Genomic DNA, 19,768 nt, shown 5'->3' with positions numbered 1-19,768 from the left:
AAGATTATATGATAATGATACCAAACTTAATAACGAAAAGCTAGCGTTTTAGAGCGAAAGGCGTTTTTCAAACCACTTGGATAGTAACGACAGACTGTAGTTCACGATGAAGTACAAGGCTGTAACTAAAGCAAACATCGGAATCATATAGTTCGGGTTTTGTCCGTAGATGACTTGGCTCCGGAACATCATTTCCGTCAAAACGATGGCCGTGGCCAAGGAAGTATCCTTAACCAAGGAAATAAATTGGGAAATCAACGGAGGAATTGAATTTTTCAAACCTTGGGGTAACAAGATGTACCACAACGTTTGCCACCGGTTCATCCCGGTTGATAAAGCCCCTTCTGACTGACCTTTCCCAACGGAGAGCAATCCACCCCGTATGATCTGTGAGACCATTGTTGATTCAAAGACGGACATAGCAGCCACCGTCGCGGTAAAGGCATTTAATTCAATCCCTAACTTTGGCAAGGCAAAGTAGGTAAAGAAAATCAGTAGCAGGAGTGGCAAGTTCCGAATCGTATTCACAATTAATTGCACGGTCCGTGAGAAGTATGGTACTTCTTCATAAAGAATCACTCCAAATAAGGTTCCAAAGATAAAACTGATGATAATGGAAATTACAGAAACTGCGATGGTAATTCCCAATCCTCCCATCAGGTAGTGGAGGTTCGTAGCACTAAAAGCAGATAAAATCATTAGTTACTCCCCCCTAACTTGTTTTCGAGCTTCGTCATTAACACGGACAACGGTCCGGTCAATAACAGGTAGAAAATCCCGATGACGATGTAGGTGTTAAAAGGATCCAGGTTGGCTCCAGAAATCACGTTCGCTTGATACATCAAATCCAAACCAGCCACGAAGGACAAGATGGATGAGTTCTTAATTAGGTTAATAAATTGGTTCCCTAACGAAGGAAGCGCCAGCTTAAAGCCTTGCGGTAAGACCACGTGCACCATTGCTTGCGTATACGTCATTCCGTTGGAACGCGCTCCTTCCATTTGGCCGGGGTCAACGGAATTTACTCCCCCCCGAATACATTCGGCAATAAAAGCCGAGGTATAAAGCGCGAGGGCCATGGTTCCGGACCAAAAACCGTTAATTTTGAGCAAGTGGGAAACCACCACGTAGAAAAATAACGTAATTACCAACAGCGGAATGTTCCGGAAGAACTCCACAAAAGCCTTCCCAATCCCCCGGATGACTGGTTGGGGCGTCATTTCCATCAGGGCAAATACAGTTCCTAAGACTAGCGAACCGATTAAACCTAGAATGGAAGCTCCGATGGTGTACCCAAATCCAGTTAAAATGGTTTGCCAGTTATCAATTAAGATTTTAATCATTTCAGTAGTTCCCTCCAATCTAGGCCTGGAATGTTACCAAACCACTTCTTGATTAAGCGTTCATACGTTCCGTTTTGTCGAATTGTAACCAACGCTTGATCAACTTCACGTTGGAGGCGGGTTTGTCCCTTGTTAACTGCCAATCCGTACGGTTGGTTCGTAAAGGTTCCGCCCACCACTTGTACGTTCGGACTCTGTGAAGAGAATCCGTACAAGATGGCATTATCAGTGGTCATAGCATCCCCTTGACCTGATTGCAGCGCACTAAAGGCCTGCGAGTTATCCGGCATCGCGATCACCTTGGCTTTGGGAGCGAACTGCTTCGTGGTTTGCAAAGCCGTCGTTCCCATTACTCCAATGATGGTAGCGTCGGGACGGTTTAAATCCTTGATACTCTTAATCGGTGAACCCTTTTTAACCAGTAAAGATTGACCGGCAGGAAAGTAGGGCTTAGAAAAGTCCACCACTTTGGCCCGTTCCGGTGTAATCGTCATGGAAGCCGCTACGGCATCGACCTGGTTGTTTTTTAACAATTGAATCTTGGAAGACGTTGTTACCGGTGTAAATTCCGGCTTAATCTTCGTTCCCGTTTGCTTGGCAATTTGTTCGGTCACGGCGCGGGCAACGTCCACATCAAAACCTTCACTTTGACCGGTTTTAGGACTAATCAATCCAAACAGCCGGGTATCAGACTTAACGCCCCAGCGCATGACGTGCGTGGTTTTAATTGTTTCTAAACTATCGTTATTGCGGGCTTGACTCTTTTGGTGGTTGAGACCGAGGGCAATTCCCCCCACTAACACCACCACGAGCACGATGGACGCCACTAGCCCCACTCGTCGTTCGTGTAATTTACTCATTCACTACACCTCATTTCCTAGTGATGTTCCACTTGAGACAAGAACTTCCGGGCCCGTTCGCTTTCTGGGTGATCAAAGAATTTGTCCGTTGGCGCATCCTCTAAAATTCGACCGTCGGCCATAAAAATAACTCGATCAGCCACGGCACGGGCGAAGTCCATTTCGTGAGTTACCACGAGGGTTGTATACTCTTTGTTAGAAGCAATTTCACGCATAACGTCTAGCACACTGCCGACCATTTCTGGGTCTAGAGCAGAGGTTGGTTCATCAAAGAGAATCGCTAAGGGGTTCATCGCTAAAGAACGTGCAATCGCAATTCGTTGTTGTTGCCCCCCGGATAACTGGGATGGGTACTTATTAATTTGGTCCGCTAACCCCACTCGTTCCAGTAGCTTTTCCGCAATTTCGCGATTTTCCTTATCGCCTCGTTTTAACACGATTTTAGGTGCTAACGTGATGTTTTCTAAAATCGTTTTGTTATTGTAGAGGTTGAAGTGTTGAAACACCATTCCGACGTTGGTCCGCAGTTTGTTGAGGTTAGTGGCGCTACTAGCCACATCTTGACCATCGACAATTAACTGACCGGATTCCACTGTTTCTAATCCATTAATGGTCCGTAACAAGGTCGATTTCCCGGAACCGGATGGTCCAATCAGAACCACCGTTTCCCCGTCCTTAATTTCTAAGTTAATGTCGTGAAGGGCATGAAAAGAACCGTAGTACTTTTGCACGTCCGTAAATTTAATCATTGATTTCACTTGTTAATCCTCCTTGTTTCCATTAATCAGGGAGTTCCCCGATTTTAAAATAGGCTTTTTTGCTTAATTAACCTATACTTCGTGTTACATTTAGTGACACACCAAGACAATTTTTTTGTACAGGAGCTATTTATGTCAAACCTTTCTCATCGGTGCCACTGGGCCCAATCAACTAACCAACAGCTCGTTACTTACCACGATCAAGAGTGGGGTAAACCTCACCTTGAGAGTCAAGAACTCTTTTCGTTACTTTCGTTAGAAATGATGCAAGCTGGTTTAAGCTGGTCAACAATCCTCAAAAAGCGTGTAGCCTTTATGACTGCTTTTCACCAGTTTGATTATCATCAAGTAGCAAAGATGAAACCAGAACTGCCAGACCTATTACAAAACGCTGCCATCATCCGCAATCAGCGTAAACTCACGGCTATCATTAATAACGCCCAAGCCGTCATAAACTTGGAAGCCGCAGGAATCAGCTTTAGTGATTTTCTCTGGGACTACGTTCACCACCAGGCAATTAAACATGACGTACCAGATGCTAATGCCGTCCCCAAAACCATTCCGTTAACCGATCAAGTGAGTCAGGATCTTAAACAACGTGGTTTCCAGTTTACAGGCCCAGTGGTCTGTTATTCGTTCTTTCAGGCCGCTGGATTGATTAACGACCACGAAAATCAATGTCCATTTAGATAAGATGATTTTTGTCCCCAGATTGGTGACGGTTTTTTATTTACACGACTTCCGCTGACCCAACACCAGTAATCCGGCCGCTAAGCCGACCACCCATTTCCAGCGGCATTTGGTTATTTTGGCTTTCATCTCTGATCATCTCCTCTAAATTAGAGCAACGGTGACAATAACCGACTAAAGTGTTGCTTAAAGTTCAACCACCAGGACTCGTTAGCAAAGATTTGATGCGTTTGCAAAGTGCTTTCTGCAATTGCAGCCTCATAGATGGCTTCCATCCGGTTGGCCAGGTCCTTATCGTACACAAAGGCATTACATTCAAAGTTTAGTTCAAAACTCCGATAATCCAAGTTGGCAGAGCCGATGGAAACTAGTTCATCATCAATCACCATCGTTTTGGCATGCAAGAACCCATTGTTGTAGGCATAAACTTTAATCCCCAGCTTCGTGAGTTGTTCCGTGTAGTACTGGGTGGCCCGGTACACAAAGGCGTGGTCCGGCATGGAAGGCGTCATGATTTCTACCCGAACTCCTGATTTAACTGCAATTTTCAGCGCATCAAGGACCGATTCATCGGGAATTAAGTACGGCGTCATAATTTTAATCGAATGGTGGCCCATCCCGATTAACTTGATGTACCCCATTTTAATTTGTTCCATGGAGGAAATTGGATCACTCGCCACAATCTGCATGGCGGCGTTGCCATCCGTGTGAGTATCGGGATAGTATTTCTTGATAGCTTCCTTTTCGTTCGGATCAATCTTATCGTTCGATGCTGTTGCATTCCAATCCAGAATGAAACGAGACTGGAGTCCTTGCACCCCTAGTCCATGAACCCGCATCATACAGTCGTACCAGTTTCCAAACTTCTTCTTCCAACCCATGTACTGGTCACCGATGTTCATCCCACCAATGTAACCGTACTCACCATCAATCGTTACAACCTTGTGGTGATCCCGGAAGTTAACACGCATATCAATCAAATTAAAGCGGTTATGCAAGAAAGGATAGGCTTTCCCACCAGCTTCAATTAAGGGCCGGAAGAATTTTTCGTTGGTTCCCATTGATCCCCAGGCATCGTAAATCACCCGAACTTCAACCCCTTCTTGCGCCTTTTGGGTTAACAAATTGAGAGTTTGCGTCCCAATTTTGTCGGCGTAAAAGGTATAGAATTCGATGTGAATGGAGCTCTTGGCATTTTCGATGTCCGCAAATAATTGTTTAATAAAATCATTTCCATTGGTATAAACATCAACTTTATTATTCCCCAAGAGCGGTGCTGTCGCCGTGTTCATGAACATTTCAATCATGCCCTGCGCTCGGTTTAAAATTTTGTAGTTGGTATTTTCTTCTGGCGTCACCTTCCCAAGTTGCCGTTTTTGTCTCCGGATTAATGCACTAACTTGTTTCTTCGTGCTTCCAGATAACAAAAGCATCCGATTTTTAGGTAAACGACGCCCGAAAAAGGCGTAGATAAAGAATCCAATCACTGGGATAAAGACTAGGACTAGAAACCAAGCCCAAGTTGCTGCGATGTTTCGGGGTTGCCGAAACACCGTTACAATCGCGGCAATCGTATTTAGTAAAATGATAATGCCGATAATTTCCAAGATTAATGACATGTAATTTCCCTCCTTCTGTTCTTACTTCTATCATACCTGATTTAATGTTCGGATGGGACCTGTTTTTTAATTGCAAACAATCAATTTGAAATTACTGCATCCCAATTCAATCAAAAAAAGACCCACCTAGATGGGTCCCCCTACTTAGCTGATTTAACAGAAATTTAATTAATTGAATCCTGTCGCCTTTTAACGATAAATTGTTGCACAATGATACAAAGTGTACTACCAAACCAAACTACCATTCCGATTAAGCGGCTTAAATGATAGCCCGTGGTTGGAATATGGACATCCCGAATTTTACCGTTTAAGCGATTGGCCCAGAGAATTGGAGCTTACGCAAAGAATGAAGCTACGCTCATTGCTGCTCCTTCGTACTGTTTGAGAATTGCTAGCTCAGCAATTAAGGCTAACAGAATGTTTTTGGCAATAAAGATTGTAAAAGAAAAGAGCAATAGCGCCACCATGTTAATTACTAAGTCCCCTCCACGCCTCAAGCCCTGAATAAATAACTTCTCCAGCGGTGACCACCGTTAAAAAACCGGTCTTAGTGAAAATCCACTAAGGCCGGTTATTTTATTTATGCCAACGAATCCCATGGCGGTAACACAATCAAGTCTGAGTTTAATGCGGCTTGTTGCTTGCCCGTTAGGTACTTGCGCCGAATGACTACTTCGTAAACATAGTCGTCCATCCAATTGTCGCCCATCACAAAGTAACCGTCTTTACCCACCTTGTCGCCCCAACTATTTTCCACTTTCCATTTCCGTGGTTGACCGTCAATTAGGTCAACTCCGGTCAAAGTCATGGCATGACTCACTTCTGCCTCATGGGTTTCAAACCGTTCTTTTTTACTCATTTGCGTATCAACGTCTAAGAGCTGATCTTGTAGGTAAAGTTGACTGTCCAAGATCCCGGCTTTTCGGTCCGCTTGTTTTAACACGTCGTTTCCAAACCACACCGTTTCTTGGTTTTGCAGCTGCGTAATGGCCGCTTGCTTCAGTTCTTCCATCGGCAGGTTCAAAAATTGGATTGATAATCCGCCAATTACGTTATCCTGACTCGGTAAAGCATACATTTGGTAGTAATCCTTATCAGGCGCGTTACTCAATACCACGTAGTCGTTCAAATCTACGTCAATATATTTTTGGTAAAATTCTTTGGGCGTCAAGCCTTGATCAAAGTGGTAATGGTTGTCATCGTCTCGGTATTCAAGGTCAAATCGTTCTGGCGGAACGCCAATCGCACTAGCGGTAATTTGATAAACTTCGGTCAAAAATTGATCTTTCGTAGCCACAATTTCCGCGTCACTAGCCCCATCTCGAACCAACTTCCGTAAAGCTAAGCCGTCCTTACGGAGTTTCCGGTTCAAGAGGTCCGCAAACTCACTGGTGTTTTCTGTGACAGCATTTTCTGGGAATGTTTCACGTGGAACAACCCCATACTTTTGGACCAATGAAGCAGCCATGGCCCATTGGCCCCCATCATCATCGGGAGAATCCAAGTAAAAGGCAACGTCGCGATCCGAAAGTGGGCGGTCGGCTAGCGCAATCAAGTGGGAATAGAACATGTTTGCCCGCTCAATTTTGTCCCAGAAAAAGAGGTAACTTTGGGACAGTTCAAAGTCCTTCACGTTGTACTGGTCCGCAAATTTGTGCCGTAACGTGTTTAAAATCGAAAACAGCCAGCACCGGCCACTTTGCTTTTGGTTCGACACCTTTCCAGTCTTAATTTCATCAGAAAAAGTCCGATTTAACTGGCGTAAAACCTTGGCATTCTTCGCCGTTTGGTTAATCCCATTACTGTTGATCGCATTGGCGACCAACTTATGGTTCGGCCAAGCCATAAAGTGTTGCTGTAACTCGCGTAATTTTGCATCTGTCAGTGGTTCTACAAAGTTCATCATTTCCGCTTCCTTTCGTTTAGTTGCAATTGTACGAAGTTATCTGCAAAAAAGCAATTTTAACTAAAAAACAACCCACTAATTGTGAGTTGTCTTTAGCTATTGCGCTTGATGATTAATGTTGTTGCGCTCAGTCTTGGTGCTTCCAAATGGCAAGGTTTGAACCACTCCAATCACCTTATCCTTGGGAACAAAGCCCCAGTATCGACTATCGTTTGAGACTTTCCGATTATCCCCGAGCACAAAGTACTTACCCGTAGGCACCTTCATGGCTCCCTTATCTTTCATCCAGTTCGGTGCTTGAGTGGACAGAGAATGGAGATCCCAATTACCAGCTTGGTTTGCATACTCCGTTCCCTGACTTTGTTGTTCCTTACTGATATAAGGTTGCTTCACCTCTCGGTCATTGACGTACAGCTTTTTGTTCTTAAATGCCACCGTATCGCCTGGAACCGCGATAACCCGCTTGACGTAGTCAGTTCCGGCAGAGCCTAAGACTTGTTTAATCGCACCGTCGTTAGCGGCTGCCGTCGGGTCCACGCCCGTCGCATTGAACACAATTACACTGCCACGTTTGAGCTTGGCTTGCCGCCACACCATAATGGTCTGACGATCATGTAAGTTCGGATCCATGGAAGGCCCACTAACCTTTGCCACGGTGAACAGGGTTTGCTTAATCACCAAAGCGATTAGTAGTCCCAGCACAATGGGAATGATCCAACTCAAAATTCCTTTAACAGTCTTCATTTCTCTACTCCTTATTTTGTAGTGCTGGTTCTATTTTAGCATTTAATGGCGATTTCGTTTTAAAAAGTTCTCTTTTTGCTGAGTTACCTTAGCCGTCAAGAATCCATATGGTCCGTGGGGTACGTCTGCCACAATGTGAACCTCGACTTGGTCTTGCCCAATTACCGTAGCAATTTGTGCTGCCAGGTTAATGGTTTGCAAGTATGGAACCACTCGGTCGCCCGTTCCGGCGTACATTAAGACCGGGACCATCTGTTGATTAAGGTAAGTTGCTGGATTGGCCATGGCGTTTAGTTCTGGAACGTCGGCTGGTCGATGAAAGCCCAGCATGACCCCTTCAAAGGAATCAGCATCCCCCGTTTCCGCAAACTTGGGCGTTTGGTTCAAGACCGCAAATTGGGCCTTCATCAGGGCTAAGTCATACGGTCCATAGGAGGCAATCACGCCGTTCACCCGGTCACTGACGTGGAAATTACCACCGAGAGGACTCTGAAGCTGACCGGATCCACTCGAAGCCGCCGCCAGCATGGCTAACTGGGCTCCCGATGATTCACCCATCAAAAAGACGTTATCAGGATCCAGCTGGTATTCTGCCGCATGGGCTTTAACCCAGCGAATCACCGCTTTGATTTCGTAAACCGGTTGGGGAAACGGCGCCATGTAACTTAGCGAGTAGTTCGGGCTCACAATCGCGTAACCCTGTTTTCGGAGTTCCAACGCTCCGGCGAGTTTTTGCGAACTCTTAGCTCCAAAGTACATCCCACCCCCGTGAATGTCGATGATCACCGGGTAAGGACCCTGTGCTACATCCGGCCAGTACAAATCAAGCCGCTGCCGTTCCCCATCCGCATACGGTAGATCTAGTTCCTGTTTAATTCCCTCTGTCTCAGCGGGCACAAAGTGGGTTTGGCGTTCAATAAATTTAACCATGTGATAACCTCCTCGAATCGTTTGTCATGATTATTCTTATTATAACCGCTGGGCCAACCGTGCCACAAAAATCGTTAGAATTAATAAATCTGCTGATCCACCCAGACTCAAATTCTGGGACGCAAATTGATCCGTCATCTGTTGCAACGCCACTAAATCTAATTGACCCGTCGTTTGTTTCACATGTAACAATTCCTGGGCTTGCGCTTGCGCTTGAGACACAATTGCTGGGGTGCCGGCCCGTTTAATCAAGTTACTGTCCCGACTATTCGCAACAATGGCCAGCAATGCAGTTAAAATCCGCTCCTGCTGGCTGCCGGAACTCGCCAGCAACGTTGGAACCCCATGCTGAAAGACAGTGGGAAAACCCGCTTCTGCCTCGCCTCGAATTCCCGTGGTGCCATACTCTAGGTACTGAAGTTCCCCCGCGGTTAGATGTTTCTTGTGGTCTAACTGAGCAAAATCTTTGCTGATTAACCCCGTTGTCATGGCTCGTTCGGTGGCCACTACCGCGGCAAGAGAAGTTGTCTCTATTTGTGATTGTGCTTGGGCATACCCACAGGCTGCCATCATAATCCCCAAAACGAAGATGGCACCCTTGTGCGTATTCACATCGTTGGTTATGGCAAACATCCGTCGTTCCGCCGCTATTCCCAACGGTCGCAGCTGCGCCATTAAATCGGTCAGTTCGGTTCCATTGAAATTTACTCCAGCTTGAAAACACTGCTTCAAGTAGGGCGGCATGCTCAGCGCACTGTCAATAAACAAATAAACGTCCATGTCCTCGTGACCACGGTTATCAACCGGATCGACCAGACCCGGCTTAGGATGTGTAACCACTTCGTCTAAGAGCGCCGCTACCGCGGTTTGGCTGATGCTTTCTGTGTCCTGCTGGGGAAAAGTAAGGTCGAGCGAAGCGTTAGTCATCCCCGAGCACCTCCGTAGCCACTTGATTAAAGTAGGCTTGCAGTTCCACCACCGAGTGGGTTCGGTTGCGCCCACACTCCTTGGCTGGTCGGTCACACAAAAAACAACGGCGAACCGGATAGCCCATGGTACTGCGCGAATAGTGTTGCTGATCGCTGGTAAACACGTCCGCGTCAAATAAGCGCCCCAGTGGTTCCTGATCTTCAAAGGTCATCGCGCGTTGTTTCGCCGTCGTTCCGGCTAACGCAAAGACATAAAAGACCTCAGTCCCGGCTGATGTGGTGGTAACAATCGGTGTCTGGAGCTGTTCAACATCCTGAAACTGGGTTTCGAACTGCCGTTGCCCGGCTGCAAATAATTCCCGCAGCGACGCATTGGTCTTAATTGGCCCGGGAACGTTCATCTTCAAAGCCACGACCGTTCCCTGCGGAAACTGGGCCAGCAATTGTTGCTGCCGGTGCACCCGCTCATCCTTACTGTGTAAGACGTCGGCGATGGTCTGGGGCGTCCCCGTCGTAAATAGGTCTCTCATCCGTTTCCTCCCATAGAATTTAACAAGCAAAAAAAGCGGGCGTCTGGCAAGCAGGCCCCGCTTTTTGCGTGTAACTAGTCTTTTACTTCTTTAATGGCGTCAATGATCGAACCATCCCGGTATTCAACCAGACCAACGGTGCGGTCGGTGAAGTTCAGTTCTGCTTCTTGACCCACAATTGCTTGAGCCATGTCGGCTAATTCATCAATGGTGTAAATGTTCAAGCCAGGAACGTTGGACAATTCTTCCTTGAGTTCTGGGCGGTTCGGGTTTACAGCAATACCCCGTTCCGTAACCAGCACATCAATTGAACTACCTGGCGTAACGGCCGTGCCGACGCTCTTCACAACGGAAGGAATCCGACCCCGAACTAGCGGAGCGCAGATAATTGTCATTTTGGCAGTGGCAGCATCTTGGTGTCCACCAACGGCTCCCCGGATTACTCCATCAGAACCAGTTAAGACGTTCACGTTAAAGTCGGTGTCAATTTCTAAGGCACTCAAAATCGAAACGTCTAATTGATCAACCATGGCACCCTTGTTATCAGGATCAGCGTACCAGGAAGCATCAATTTCTTGTTGGTCCAAGTTATCCTTCATGGATTGAGCGGCCGTCTTATCAAAGTCTTGCACGTCCATTAACTTGCCAATCAAACCTTCTTCTAAGAGGTCGACCATTGGCTTCGTAATTCCTCCAAGTCCAAAGGAAGCGTGGATGTTCTTGTTAACCATGGCAGTCCGCAAATAACGGGTAACGGCTAAGGCAGCTCCACCAGAACCAGTTTGGAAGGAGAATCCTTCTTTAAAGTACGAAGAATTGGTGATGACGTCACTAACTAAGTTCGCAATTTTCAAGTTCTTCGGATCCTTCGTAAACCGAGTTGCTCCCGAACCAATTTTGTCAGGATCACCCACTTGGTCCACTTCCACTACATAGTCAACCTGAGTTTGCTTGATGGAAGCTGGCGTGTTGGGATAGTCCACGAGGTTGTCGGTTAATAACACAACCTTGTCAGCGTAGTTAGCGTCCATTAGGGCGTAACCAAGCGAACCAAAGGCTTCGTCACCGTACATTCCGTTGGCATTTCCACACCGGTCAGCATTTGGCACCCCTAAAAAGGCCACGTCAATCTTAATATCGCCGTTTTCGATGGCCCGAGCCCGGCCTCCGTGCGAACGGAAGATGACTGGGTTTGGTAGTAAACCATGAGAAACTTCGTCCCCAAGTGAACCCCGCATCCCAGAGGTGGTGATGTTAGTAACCGTGCCGTTTTTAATAGCTTCAATGGCTACGTCATTCATAGCACCCGTTAATGAAGATGGGGCTAACGTCAGGTCTTTAATCCCTTGCGCCATGATTTCTTTCATCACTTGGTTAAAAACGAAGTCCCCGTTTCGAAAGTGGTGGTGGAAAGAAATCGTCATGCCGTCTTTAACGTTATCCTTCACGATTTGTTTTAAGTCGTTTGTGACCTTGTCATCACCGGTTGATAAACGAACCTTCGGAGCAGTCCGTTGTACAATTGGGTGACCAATTTCAGTGGTCGTAAACGGTTTAAAGTCTAATTTTTCTAATAAAGTGCTGGGTAATTCCCGTCCTAATTTATTCTCCAATGTAGTGACCCTCCTTGTCGACGATTCCAGAAGCCTTGGCCAGTTTCATAACCCGTTCAGCCCGCATTACTACCGGACGGTCCACCATTTGACCGTTCATGGCGATTACTCCAGAACCAGCTTGGTGAGCTCGTTCAATGGCGGCAATCACGTTTTGCGCGTTCTTAACTTCTGCTTCACTTGGTTCAAAGACCTTGTTAATTACAGGGATTTGCCGTGGGTTGATAACTGACTTACCATCATAACCTAATTGGTGAATGAATTCAGTTTCTTCAATCAAACCATCCACGTTGTCCACGTTGGTGTAAACCGTATCAAAGGCCGAAATCTTGGCAGCCCGAGCGGCGTTGATAATCATGTTCCGGGCGAATTCCAATTCTTTTCCGCCTGGGTAACGGTGGGTTTGTAAGTCCGTCGTGTAATCTTCGGCTGATAAGGCAATCCCAATCATCCGGTCTGAAGCCTTGGCAATTTCTTTCACGTTCAAGACCCCTTCGGCACTTTCAATCGCAGCCATCAAGTGGGTGGTTCCGACGGGAATACCGAATTTTTCCTCGGCAGCAGCCACCAAGTTTTCGGTTTCCCGAATCATGTCAGCATTTTCCACTTTAGGAATCCGAATTACGTCAATCCCGGCTTTTACCATTGCTTGAATGTCAGCTTGGAAGAAGTCCGTGTCCAACCCGTTAATCCGGACTACCAATTCGGTGTCCCCGTAATCAACGGTTTGCAAAGCTTCGTAGACCAAGATTCGTGCGGAATCCTTTTCGGCTAACGAAACGGCATCTTCCAAGTCAAACATGATGGAGTCGGCGCCGTAAATGCCGGCATCCTTTAACATCCCGGCGTTGTTTCCGGGAACGAACATCATTGTCCGCCGTAACCGATCTTTTTTAAATGTCATTAGAGTACCTCCCATGCTGGTTCTGCGCTGGTCCCAAGGGCCCGTTGTAAGGCCGTAATGGTCCGTGCTTTAATGACACAGTCCAAAGCCCCTTGGTCCACGGCCTTGACGTTGACATTGTCCACGTCAAAGTCCTTCACGACCTTTTCAATGGTCTGCTTAATTTGTTCCCCAAATCGTTCTTGAACGTCTGAAGTTAAATCGATTTGCACCCCATCCGTTCCCTTACTAACGGTGATTTGGATGTCAGATGACTCTAACGTGCCATCCATGGCTGTTTTTTTAATTTCCATCAATTTTCATTCCTTTCCTAATCCGTGCTTGCAATTCTGCCTTGTGCTCCGTGATGAAAGTCGCCGTCGTCGGCGGGACCAGACCAGTTAAATCAGCTAACCGATCGTCCTTAATCGCCAACCGCACGTCACGCGCTGAGATAATCTTACCGTCCGTTTCCTTCCGGGGAATAATCTCAACCTGAACCGTCGGTGGAAGGACGCTTTCTAAGACCTCATTATAAACGTTTGTCGTCTCTGATTGTGGCTCCGTCCCCAAATAACGGGTGGTAATGCTTAACGTCGGCGCAATCCGCTCTTTAAAGATCAACGCATCAATCGTGGTTTGGTACCGGACCCGACTCGTATCACTCTTTAAAAAGTACGCCGGGAAAGTGGCATAACTCACCAAATAGTCCGAACCACTCACCACGTCAACGTTCTCTAAATCAGCGGTGCCGTCCTTCACCATCTCCAAGCGTTCCTGAGAGTTAAACAGCGATTTATCGGTGCTAACCACAAATACATACACGTGCCTGCTATGCCGGGCTGCTTCCTCCACCAGGTACCGGTGTCCCAAAGTAAACGGATTGGCATTCATCACAATGGCGGAGCTTGCGCCCTCCACCTTGGGAATCCCGGCCAGGTAGTCATTAATTGAGGTCGGCCCGGTTTCTAAGAACGCGGCGCTCTCGCTGTGAACGATTTCTTGAAAGCCCACGTGCTGAAAACTAGCTGAATACTGGGGCTTGGTGAACACAAAGATGTGAAAAATCCCTTGCTGACCTAAAATCGTCAGTAACGTTGACACAATCTTGTTAAAGTAGACCCCATTTTCACTGGTTTTGTGACACACCCCGATGTACTTCAAAATGTTTTCTGAGTACGATCCGGTGGCCATTAAGCGGTCCCCTTCGAACAGACCAATCGTCCCATCTAACGGATCCACCTCATCAGCCGTAAAGTTTGCAATGCCTAAGCCCGCAAGAAACGAGCGCCACTGCTCAAACTCATCCGGATTTTGGAGGTTCATCTCCCTGATTTCTGCATCCATCTGTTTTCCCTACTTTGCTAAGTTTTCGAGTGCTTGGGAAACGGTCTCAACCACGCCTTTATCAAAAACACCGGGCACAATTTGTTCCGCAGTTGGTTCCGGAATCATGGCCGCAATCGCTTGCGCAACGGTTTCTTCAATCTGGTAGGTAACCTGGTTAATTCCACTAGCCAATAAGCCTTTGAAGAGACCCGGGAAGACCAAAATGTTATTAACCTGGTTCGGGTACTTACTGGATCCGGTAGCCACCACAGCTGCACCGGCCGCTTTCGCTTCATCCGGGTCAATTTCTGGCACTGGATTAGCAAGGGCAAAGATGATGGGATCCTTAGCCATCCGCTTCACTTGATCGCTACTTAAGACGTTCGCAACGGAAAGACCGATAAAGACATCCTGATCGTCAATCACGTCGTCCAGAACCTGACCATCCACCCCGTTTAATACTTTGGCTAAGCCAGTTTGGTACTTATTGTAGTTTTGACTGTCTGCATGCACGACTCCGTCAATGTCAACGAGAGTCACGTGCTTGATGCCGACCGCATTCAACAAGCGGGCCGTCGCAATTCCAGAAGCTCCGGCTCCGTTCAACACGATTTTTAAGTCCGTAAGGTTCTTATTAACTACCTTAGCGGCGTTAATTAGACCAGCCAAAATGACGATGGCCGTTCCCTCTTGGTCGTCATGGTAAACCGGAATATCTAATTGTTGGCTCAGCAGTTCTTCGAGTTCAAAACACTTGGGAGCTGCAATGTCTTCCAGGTGAATTCCGGCAAAGGATTGTGAAATGGCCTTGATGTGGCTCGCAATTTCAGCAGCACTATCTTGATCAATGGCAATTGGTAACGCGTTCACACTAGCCAAATCCTTGTACAAGAGCGCTTTTCCTTCAACCACCGGCAAACCGGCCCCCGCACCAATGTTTCCAAGTCCGAGAACAGCGGAACCGTCAGTTACCACCGCGACCAACTTCCCACTCATTGTGTAAACATCTTTCAGCTTCGGATCCTGTTCGATGGCCTTCGATACCTTGGCAACACCGGGCGTGTACGCCAGTGCTAATTCCTCTTTATTATCAACGGGGAATTCGCCTTCGATACCGAGGACCCCAGTATGGTCCTTGTGAATTTGAAATACGTCTTCTGCCATGGAAGACCTCCATTCTTTCGTTGTTTAATTGCTATCAATTCATCTGTTATTATACCCACTTTGTGAGCAATTTTCCAAATCAGTTTATTCTGCCACGTTTGCAAGAAATTTCACTAATTCAGCATTAAATTCGGCCGGTTGTTCAGCCATCACCAGGTGCCCTGCCCGCGGAATTACCACGTGATTCACCTGCTCTGACATCCGCGTGGCTACTTCTCCAAACTCGGGATTAAAGAAGGGGGATTCCTGCCCAGAAACAATCAACAGCGGGCACTGCAAGTTAGCAATAATGTCACGCCAATCTTGGGTAGCATGATCCACTAGTAACGGATAGTTTAGGTCCGCGTCGTACGGATACTGGTGCTTAAGTTCTTGTAACTTCTTAAACAAACCATCAGCAAAATTCGTGTACGTTGTTTTTCCCAACGGTTGTTTTAAAACTTCGTGAAAGTCATCCCAGGTAATGTCTTTAAAGCCCAAGTGCCACTGCTGGTCATTAATCATCTTTGGACTCTGATCCACATCGACCACGGCCTTAACGTTAGCCGCACCGTATAAAGACAGGTAGGCAAACATGGTCGAAGCGCCCATCGAATTCCCCATTAAAATGAGTTTTTGCAGCTGCAGTTTTTCCACTAACTCAAACAGGTCTGCCGCATGCCGACTAATCCGCAGCCCCTTGCTGGTGTGTTCTGACTGCCCCTGATTTCGAGCGTCCACGTTAATCACCCGGTAGTGTCGCGTAACGAGTTCCGCAATCGTTTCCTCCCAGTATTCTTTGTAAGCACCAATTCCCGATAAGATGACCACCGGTTGGTCAGTGGGTTCACCCTGATCGTCATAAACTAACTCTACGTTGTCATTGGTATAAAATTTCATCGTTTTTTCCTCCCGTTGTTTTCCTAATGGTAACAAAAAAGTCCCAGCTCGCGCTGAGACTAATCGTTATTTCGTTTTTGCAATCCGCCCCTGTTGGACGTAAACGCCAAGGATGGCAATATCAGAAGGATTAACTCCACTAATCCGGGCAGCCTGAGCAATCGTTTCTGGTTGAATTTCCTTCAACTTTTGCTTGCCTTCCGTCGCAATCCCGTCGATAGCATCGTAATCGATGTTGGCCGGAATCCGCTTGGCTTCCATCCGTTTTAACTTGGCCACGCGGTCTTCTTCTTTTTTGATGTAGCCCGCGTATTTAAGCCGGATTGAAACTTGTTCAATTACGTCCGTAGCCAGCGGTTCTTTCGGAGCAGGAATGAATTCCAAGAGTTTTTGGTAATCCACGTACGGCCGGCGCAAGAATTGAGCAGCGCCAATTCCATCTTGCAACGGCTTATCGCCCTGGGATTCCACAAACTGATTAATCGCGTCATTTGGTTTAATTCGAATTTGTTCCAGTCGCTTGATCTCGGTTTCCACGGCCTCTCGTTTGGCCACAAACCGCGCGTACCGGTCGTCATCAATCAGACCCAGTTCGTGCCCTAACGGCGTTAACCGCATGTCGGCATTGTCGTTACGCAATAAAAGCCGGTATTCGGCCCGGCTGGTTAACAACCGGTATGGTTCCTTGGTCCCCTTGGTTACCAGGTCATCCAGCATCACACCGATATAGGCATCAGACCGTTTCAAGACGACTGGTTCCTTGCCTTGTAACTTACGAGCCGCGTTAATTCCAGCCATCAAGCCCTGCGCAGCGGCTTCCTCATATCCAGAAGTTCCGTTCGTCTGCCCCGCCGTGAATAAGCCGTTAACCCGCTTACTTTCCATGTTGGGTTTCATCTCTTGCGGTGGAATCACGTCGTATTCAATTGCATAACCAGGTCGCATCATTTGGACGTTTTCCAGTCCCTTAATCGTGTGTAGCATTTCCTGTTGGACCTCTTCAGGAATGGACGTTGACATTCCGTCCACGTACCATTCTTGGGTCCGTCGTCCTTCTGGTTCCAAAAAGACCTGATGGCGGTCCTTATCGGCAAACCGCACCACCTTGTCTTCAATCGACGGGCAGTACCGGGGTCCCACCGAGTCAATTACCCCGTTAAACATCGGCGCCCGGTCCAGGTTATCCCGGACAATTTGATGCGTGGTGGGATTGGTATAGGTTAGCCAGCAAGAAATCTGTTGGAAAAGCGGGAGATAATCCTGATCTGAAGTTAAAAAACTAAAGTGATGGGGCTGTTCATCCCCGGGTTGTTCCTCTAATTCGGAATAATCAATCGTGTTGCCGTTGACCCGCGGGGGCGTCCCCGTCTTAAACCGTTCAAAGCGAAAGCCCTTCTTTTCCAGGTTTTCGGAAAGTTTGAGAGACGGAATCGTGTTATTCGGACCAGAAGAATAGCGCAGCTCCCCAATGTAAATTTGACCCCGCGCCGAGGTTCCGGTCGCCATGACCACGGCGCCGGCCTGATAAACGGCCCCCGTGTTGGTTACAACACCAGTTACCGTATCATCCTCAATCAACAAATCGTCCACCACGGCTTGGCGAAGATCTAGGTTCGGTTCGTTTTCAATCGTCCGTTTCATCTCTTCGTGGTAGGCGTGTTTATCCGCCTGAGCCCGCAGTGCCTGCACCGCCGGACCCTTCCGGGTATTTAACAAACGCATCTGGATGTACGTTTTATCGATGTTCTTACCCATTTCACCGCCCAAGGCATCAATTTCTCGGACGACGGTTCCCTTCGCCGGTCCACCCACCGATGGATTACAAGGCATGAATGCGACCATTTCTAAACTAATCGTTAGTAACAACGTCTTTTGACCCATCCGAGCGGCAGCCAAAGCGGCTTCACAACCCGCGTGCCCAGCCCCGACAACCACGACATCGTAACTGCCGGCCTGATAGGTCTGCTGGACGGCCGTTTCCTTAATCACAGGTTTCTTTGTCATGACTTCCTCCTTGAAACCAATTTCCGAATTGTTTCATGTGAAACAAAGTTATTTTCCAATACAAAATTGCTCAAATAGCTGATCCATTAGTTCTTCATCGTAATTATCACCGGTAATCTCCCCGAGTTGTTCCCACGCGTTCTGGAGATCAATCTGGGCAATGTCAACCGGCAGACCCGCCTGCAAGCCGTCGATAACAGTCGTCAACGAATCCAAAGCTTGCTGAAGCAAGCTGATGTGGCGGGCATTCGTCACCATCACGTCCGTTTGGTTCCGCGTAATTCCGTCCGTAAAGAACATTTTGGCGATAATATTTTCCAACGCTTCTGTTCCATCTGCGGTTACTGCCGATGTCTTAATGATGGCGGTTTTTTCATCCTGCGGTAAATCAGCTGCAGTAAGTTGTTGCGGCAAATCCGTTTTATTTAACAAAATAATCCGGTTGGTTTCCGCGGTAGCATCCAACAGTTCCTGGTCGGAATCCGTGAGCGGTTCACTGGCGTTTAAAACCAGTAAGACCAGGTCCGCTTGTTGAATAGCAGCTCGCGAGCGGTCCACTCCAATTTGTTCCACCTTATCGGTCGTCGTGTGAATTCCAGCCGTATCAATTAAATGCAGGGGCACACCCGCGACGTTGACGTATTCGTCTAATGTGTCCCGGGTAGTACCGGGTACATCGGTCACAATCGCCTTTTCTTCGTGCAGTAAGCGGTTTAACAAACTTGATTTTCCGACGTTGGGGCGACCCACGATGGCGGTGTTAAGCCCGTCCCGCAAAACCTTTCCCTGCTGAGCGGTTTTTAACAGGTTGGCAATCTTCTCTTTGATGGCCGTGGCTCGTTCCAACATCAGTTGAGTCGTCACTTCTTCGGCCCCATCGTATTCAGGATAGTCAATGTTGACTTCAACGTTAGCCAAGACATCCACGATTTCTTGACGCAACTTCTTAATCACCGCAGACAGGTTTCCATCTAGTTGGTTCAGCGCTGCCTTGCGGGCGGCATCCGTCTTGGCTTCAATCAAATCCATCACGGCTTCGGACTGGGATAAATCAATCCGACCGTTTAAAAAAGCTCGTTTGGTAAATTCCCCGGGTTCTGCCAGGCGTGCTCCATTCCGGAGCACCAACTGCAGAATTTGGTTGGTCACCTGTAACCCGCCGTGACAATTAATTTCAATCACATCCTCGCAGGTGTACGTCTTCGGGGCGCGCATTACGGAAACCATGACTTCGTCGATCTCGCGATGGTCAGCTTGCGGATCAATGATGTGCCCATAATTAATTGTATCGGTCGCAACTCGGGCTAAGTCTTTGCCCCGGTAAATGCGCCGGGCGATGTTCAATGCTTCACTTCCACTTAACCGCACGATGGAAATTCCACCCACACCCGGCGGGGTAGAAATGGCGGCGATAGTATCATAATCAGTGGTCATTAAGGCCATGGTACTGCTCCTTTCTCGGTTAATCCGCATCTAAATGTCCTTGAACACAAAAAAAGTACCCACCCCAACCGCACAGCGAATTAGGATAAAGTACTTTCACTACTTTATCGACAATTAATTTATTTGCACCTATCTTATAGCGAC

At 47.4% G+C, this 19,768-nt stretch carries 20 protein-coding genes; 1 reads left to right on the top strand and 19 read right to left on the bottom strand.

The window, feature by feature from the left end; all coding sequences use genetic code 11:
* Positions 1-48 precede the first annotated feature (48 nt).
* Genes M3M38_RS04540 through M3M38_RS04525 form a run of 4 tightly spaced genes read right to left on the bottom strand, consistent with a single transcriptional unit; the run spans position 49 to position 2,952 of the window.
* Positions 49-699, bottom strand: coding sequence for an amino acid ABC transporter permease (locus tag M3M38_RS04540; RefSeq protein ID WP_252766574.1), 651 nt, complete (start codon positions 697-699; stop codon positions 49-51).
* Positions 699-1,343 carry an amino acid ABC transporter permease gene (locus M3M38_RS04535; protein WP_252766573.1) on the bottom strand — a complete coding sequence of 215 codons (645 nt, stop codon included), beginning with the start codon at positions 1,341-1,343 and terminating at the stop codon, positions 699-701. The genes M3M38_RS04540 and M3M38_RS04535 overlap by 1 nt, the downstream gene beginning before the upstream one ends.
* Positions 1,340-2,203 carry a transporter substrate-binding domain-containing protein gene (locus tag M3M38_RS04530; protein WP_252813701.1) on the bottom strand — a complete coding sequence of 288 codons (864 nt, stop codon included), beginning with the start codon at positions 2,201-2,203 and terminating at the stop codon, positions 1,340-1,342. Before M3M38_RS04530 ends, M3M38_RS04535 begins: the two co-directional genes overlap by 4 nt.
* A 17-nt stretch (positions 2,204-2,220) precedes the next feature.
* Complete coding sequence (locus M3M38_RS04525; protein ID WP_252767495.1) at positions 2,221-2,952, bottom strand: amino acid ABC transporter ATP-binding protein; 732 nt, start codon at positions 2,950-2,952, stop codon at positions 2,221-2,223.
* 141 nt (positions 2,953-3,093) lie between these two features.
* On the opposite strand from M3M38_RS04525, the gene M3M38_RS04520 reads away from it, so the two are divergent.
* The gene (locus M3M38_RS04520) at positions 3,094-3,654 is read left to right on the top strand and encodes a DNA-3-methyladenine glycosylase I (protein ID WP_252813700.1); all 561 of its coding nucleotides are present in this window, start codon (positions 3,094-3,096) and stop codon (positions 3,652-3,654) included.
* A 146-nt stretch (positions 3,655-3,800) separates the two neighbouring features.
* On the opposite strand, the gene cls is transcribed toward M3M38_RS04520, so the two are convergent.
* From cls to mnmE, 15 genes are all read right to left on the bottom strand, one after another.
* Positions 3,801-5,270, bottom strand: coding sequence for a cardiolipin synthase (gene cls / locus M3M38_RS04515; RefSeq protein WP_252813699.1), 1,470 nt, complete (start codon positions 5,268-5,270; stop codon positions 3,801-3,803).
* 335 nt (positions 5,271-5,605) lie between these two features.
* Positions 5,606-5,737 (bottom strand): hypothetical protein, encoded by a 132-nt coding sequence (locus M3M38_RS07480; protein ID WP_274705781.1) that lies wholly within the window; start codon positions 5,735-5,737, stop codon positions 5,606-5,608.
* A 113-nt stretch (positions 5,738-5,850) separates the two neighbouring features.
* Positions 5,851-7,176 (bottom strand): C1 family peptidase, encoded by a 1,326-nt coding sequence (locus M3M38_RS04510; protein WP_420842619.1) that lies wholly within the window; start codon positions 7,174-7,176, stop codon positions 5,851-5,853.
* Between the two features lie 96 nt (positions 7,177-7,272).
* A complete protein-coding gene (gene lepB / locus M3M38_RS04505; RefSeq protein WP_252766569.1) occupies positions 7,273-7,920 on the bottom strand; it encodes a signal peptidase I in 648 nt (215 codons plus the stop codon).
* A gap of 42 nt (positions 7,921-7,962) precedes the next feature.
* The gene (locus M3M38_RS04500; RefSeq protein WP_252813698.1) at positions 7,963-8,850 is read right to left on the bottom strand and encodes an alpha/beta hydrolase; all 888 of its coding nucleotides are present in this window, start codon (positions 8,848-8,850) and stop codon (positions 7,963-7,965) included.
* A 39-nt stretch (positions 8,851-8,889) separates the two neighbouring features.
* Positions 8,890-9,777 (bottom strand): triphosphoribosyl-dephospho-CoA synthase CitG, encoded by an 888-nt coding sequence (gene citG / locus M3M38_RS04495; RefSeq protein ID WP_252813697.1) that lies wholly within the window; start codon positions 9,775-9,777, stop codon positions 8,890-8,892.
* The gene (gene citX / locus M3M38_RS04490; protein WP_252813696.1) at positions 9,770-10,309 is read right to left on the bottom strand and encodes a citrate lyase holo-[acyl-carrier protein] synthase; all 540 of its coding nucleotides are present in this window, start codon (positions 10,307-10,309) and stop codon (positions 9,770-9,772) included. The genes citG and citX overlap by 8 nt, the downstream gene beginning before the upstream one ends.
* 74 nt (positions 10,310-10,383) lie before the next feature.
* On the bottom strand, positions 10,384-11,922 hold the full coding sequence (gene citF / locus M3M38_RS04485; protein WP_252766565.1) for a citrate lyase subunit alpha: 1,539 nt from the start codon (positions 11,920-11,922) through the stop codon (positions 10,384-10,386).
* Positions 11,912-12,826, bottom strand: a complete 915-nt coding sequence (gene citE, locus M3M38_RS04480) for a citrate (pro-3S)-lyase subunit beta (RefSeq protein ID WP_252766564.1) — start codon at positions 12,824-12,826, stop codon at positions 11,912-11,914. The genes citF and citE overlap by 11 nt, the downstream gene beginning before the upstream one ends.
* A complete protein-coding gene (gene citD, locus M3M38_RS04475; RefSeq protein WP_252766563.1) occupies positions 12,826-13,119 on the bottom strand; it encodes a citrate lyase acyl carrier protein in 294 nt (97 codons plus the stop codon). Before citD ends, citE begins: the two co-directional genes overlap by 1 nt.
* Positions 13,109-14,152, bottom strand: a complete 1,044-nt coding sequence (citC, locus tag M3M38_RS04470; RefSeq protein WP_252813695.1) for a [citrate (pro-3S)-lyase] ligase — start codon at positions 14,150-14,152, stop codon at positions 13,109-13,111. Before citC ends, citD begins: the two co-directional genes overlap by 11 nt.
* A gap of 9 nt (positions 14,153-14,161) precedes the next feature.
* Positions 14,162-15,298 (bottom strand): NAD(P)-dependent malic enzyme, encoded by a 1,137-nt coding sequence (locus M3M38_RS04465; protein ID WP_252813694.1) that lies wholly within the window; start codon positions 15,296-15,298, stop codon positions 14,162-14,164.
* A gap of 84 nt (positions 15,299-15,382) precedes the next feature.
* A complete protein-coding gene (locus M3M38_RS04460; protein WP_252813693.1) occupies positions 15,383-16,177 on the bottom strand; it encodes an alpha/beta fold hydrolase in 795 nt (264 codons plus the stop codon).
* A 66-nt stretch (positions 16,178-16,243) separates the two neighbouring features.
* Positions 16,244-18,181 (bottom strand): tRNA uridine-5-carboxymethylaminomethyl(34) synthesis enzyme MnmG, encoded by a 1,938-nt coding sequence (gene mnmG, locus M3M38_RS04455; RefSeq protein ID WP_252813692.1) that lies wholly within the window; start codon positions 18,179-18,181, stop codon positions 16,244-16,246.
* A gap of 48 nt (positions 18,182-18,229) precedes the next feature.
* Positions 18,230-19,624: a tRNA uridine-5-carboxymethylaminomethyl(34) synthesis GTPase MnmE gene (mnmE, locus tag M3M38_RS04450; protein WP_252813691.1), complete on the bottom strand. Its 1,395-nt coding sequence runs from the start codon at positions 19,622-19,624 to the stop codon at positions 18,230-18,232.
* Positions 19,625-19,768: the final 144 nt, after the last annotated feature.

The sequence above is a fragment of the Fructilactobacillus cliffordii genome (assembly GCF_024029355.1).
Classification (GTDB): domain Bacteria; phylum Bacillota; class Bacilli; order Lactobacillales; family Lactobacillaceae; genus Fructilactobacillus; species Fructilactobacillus cliffordii.
The sequence above is the reverse complement of the archived record's forward strand: the minus strand, read 5'-3'. Positions and strand labels throughout refer to the sequence as shown.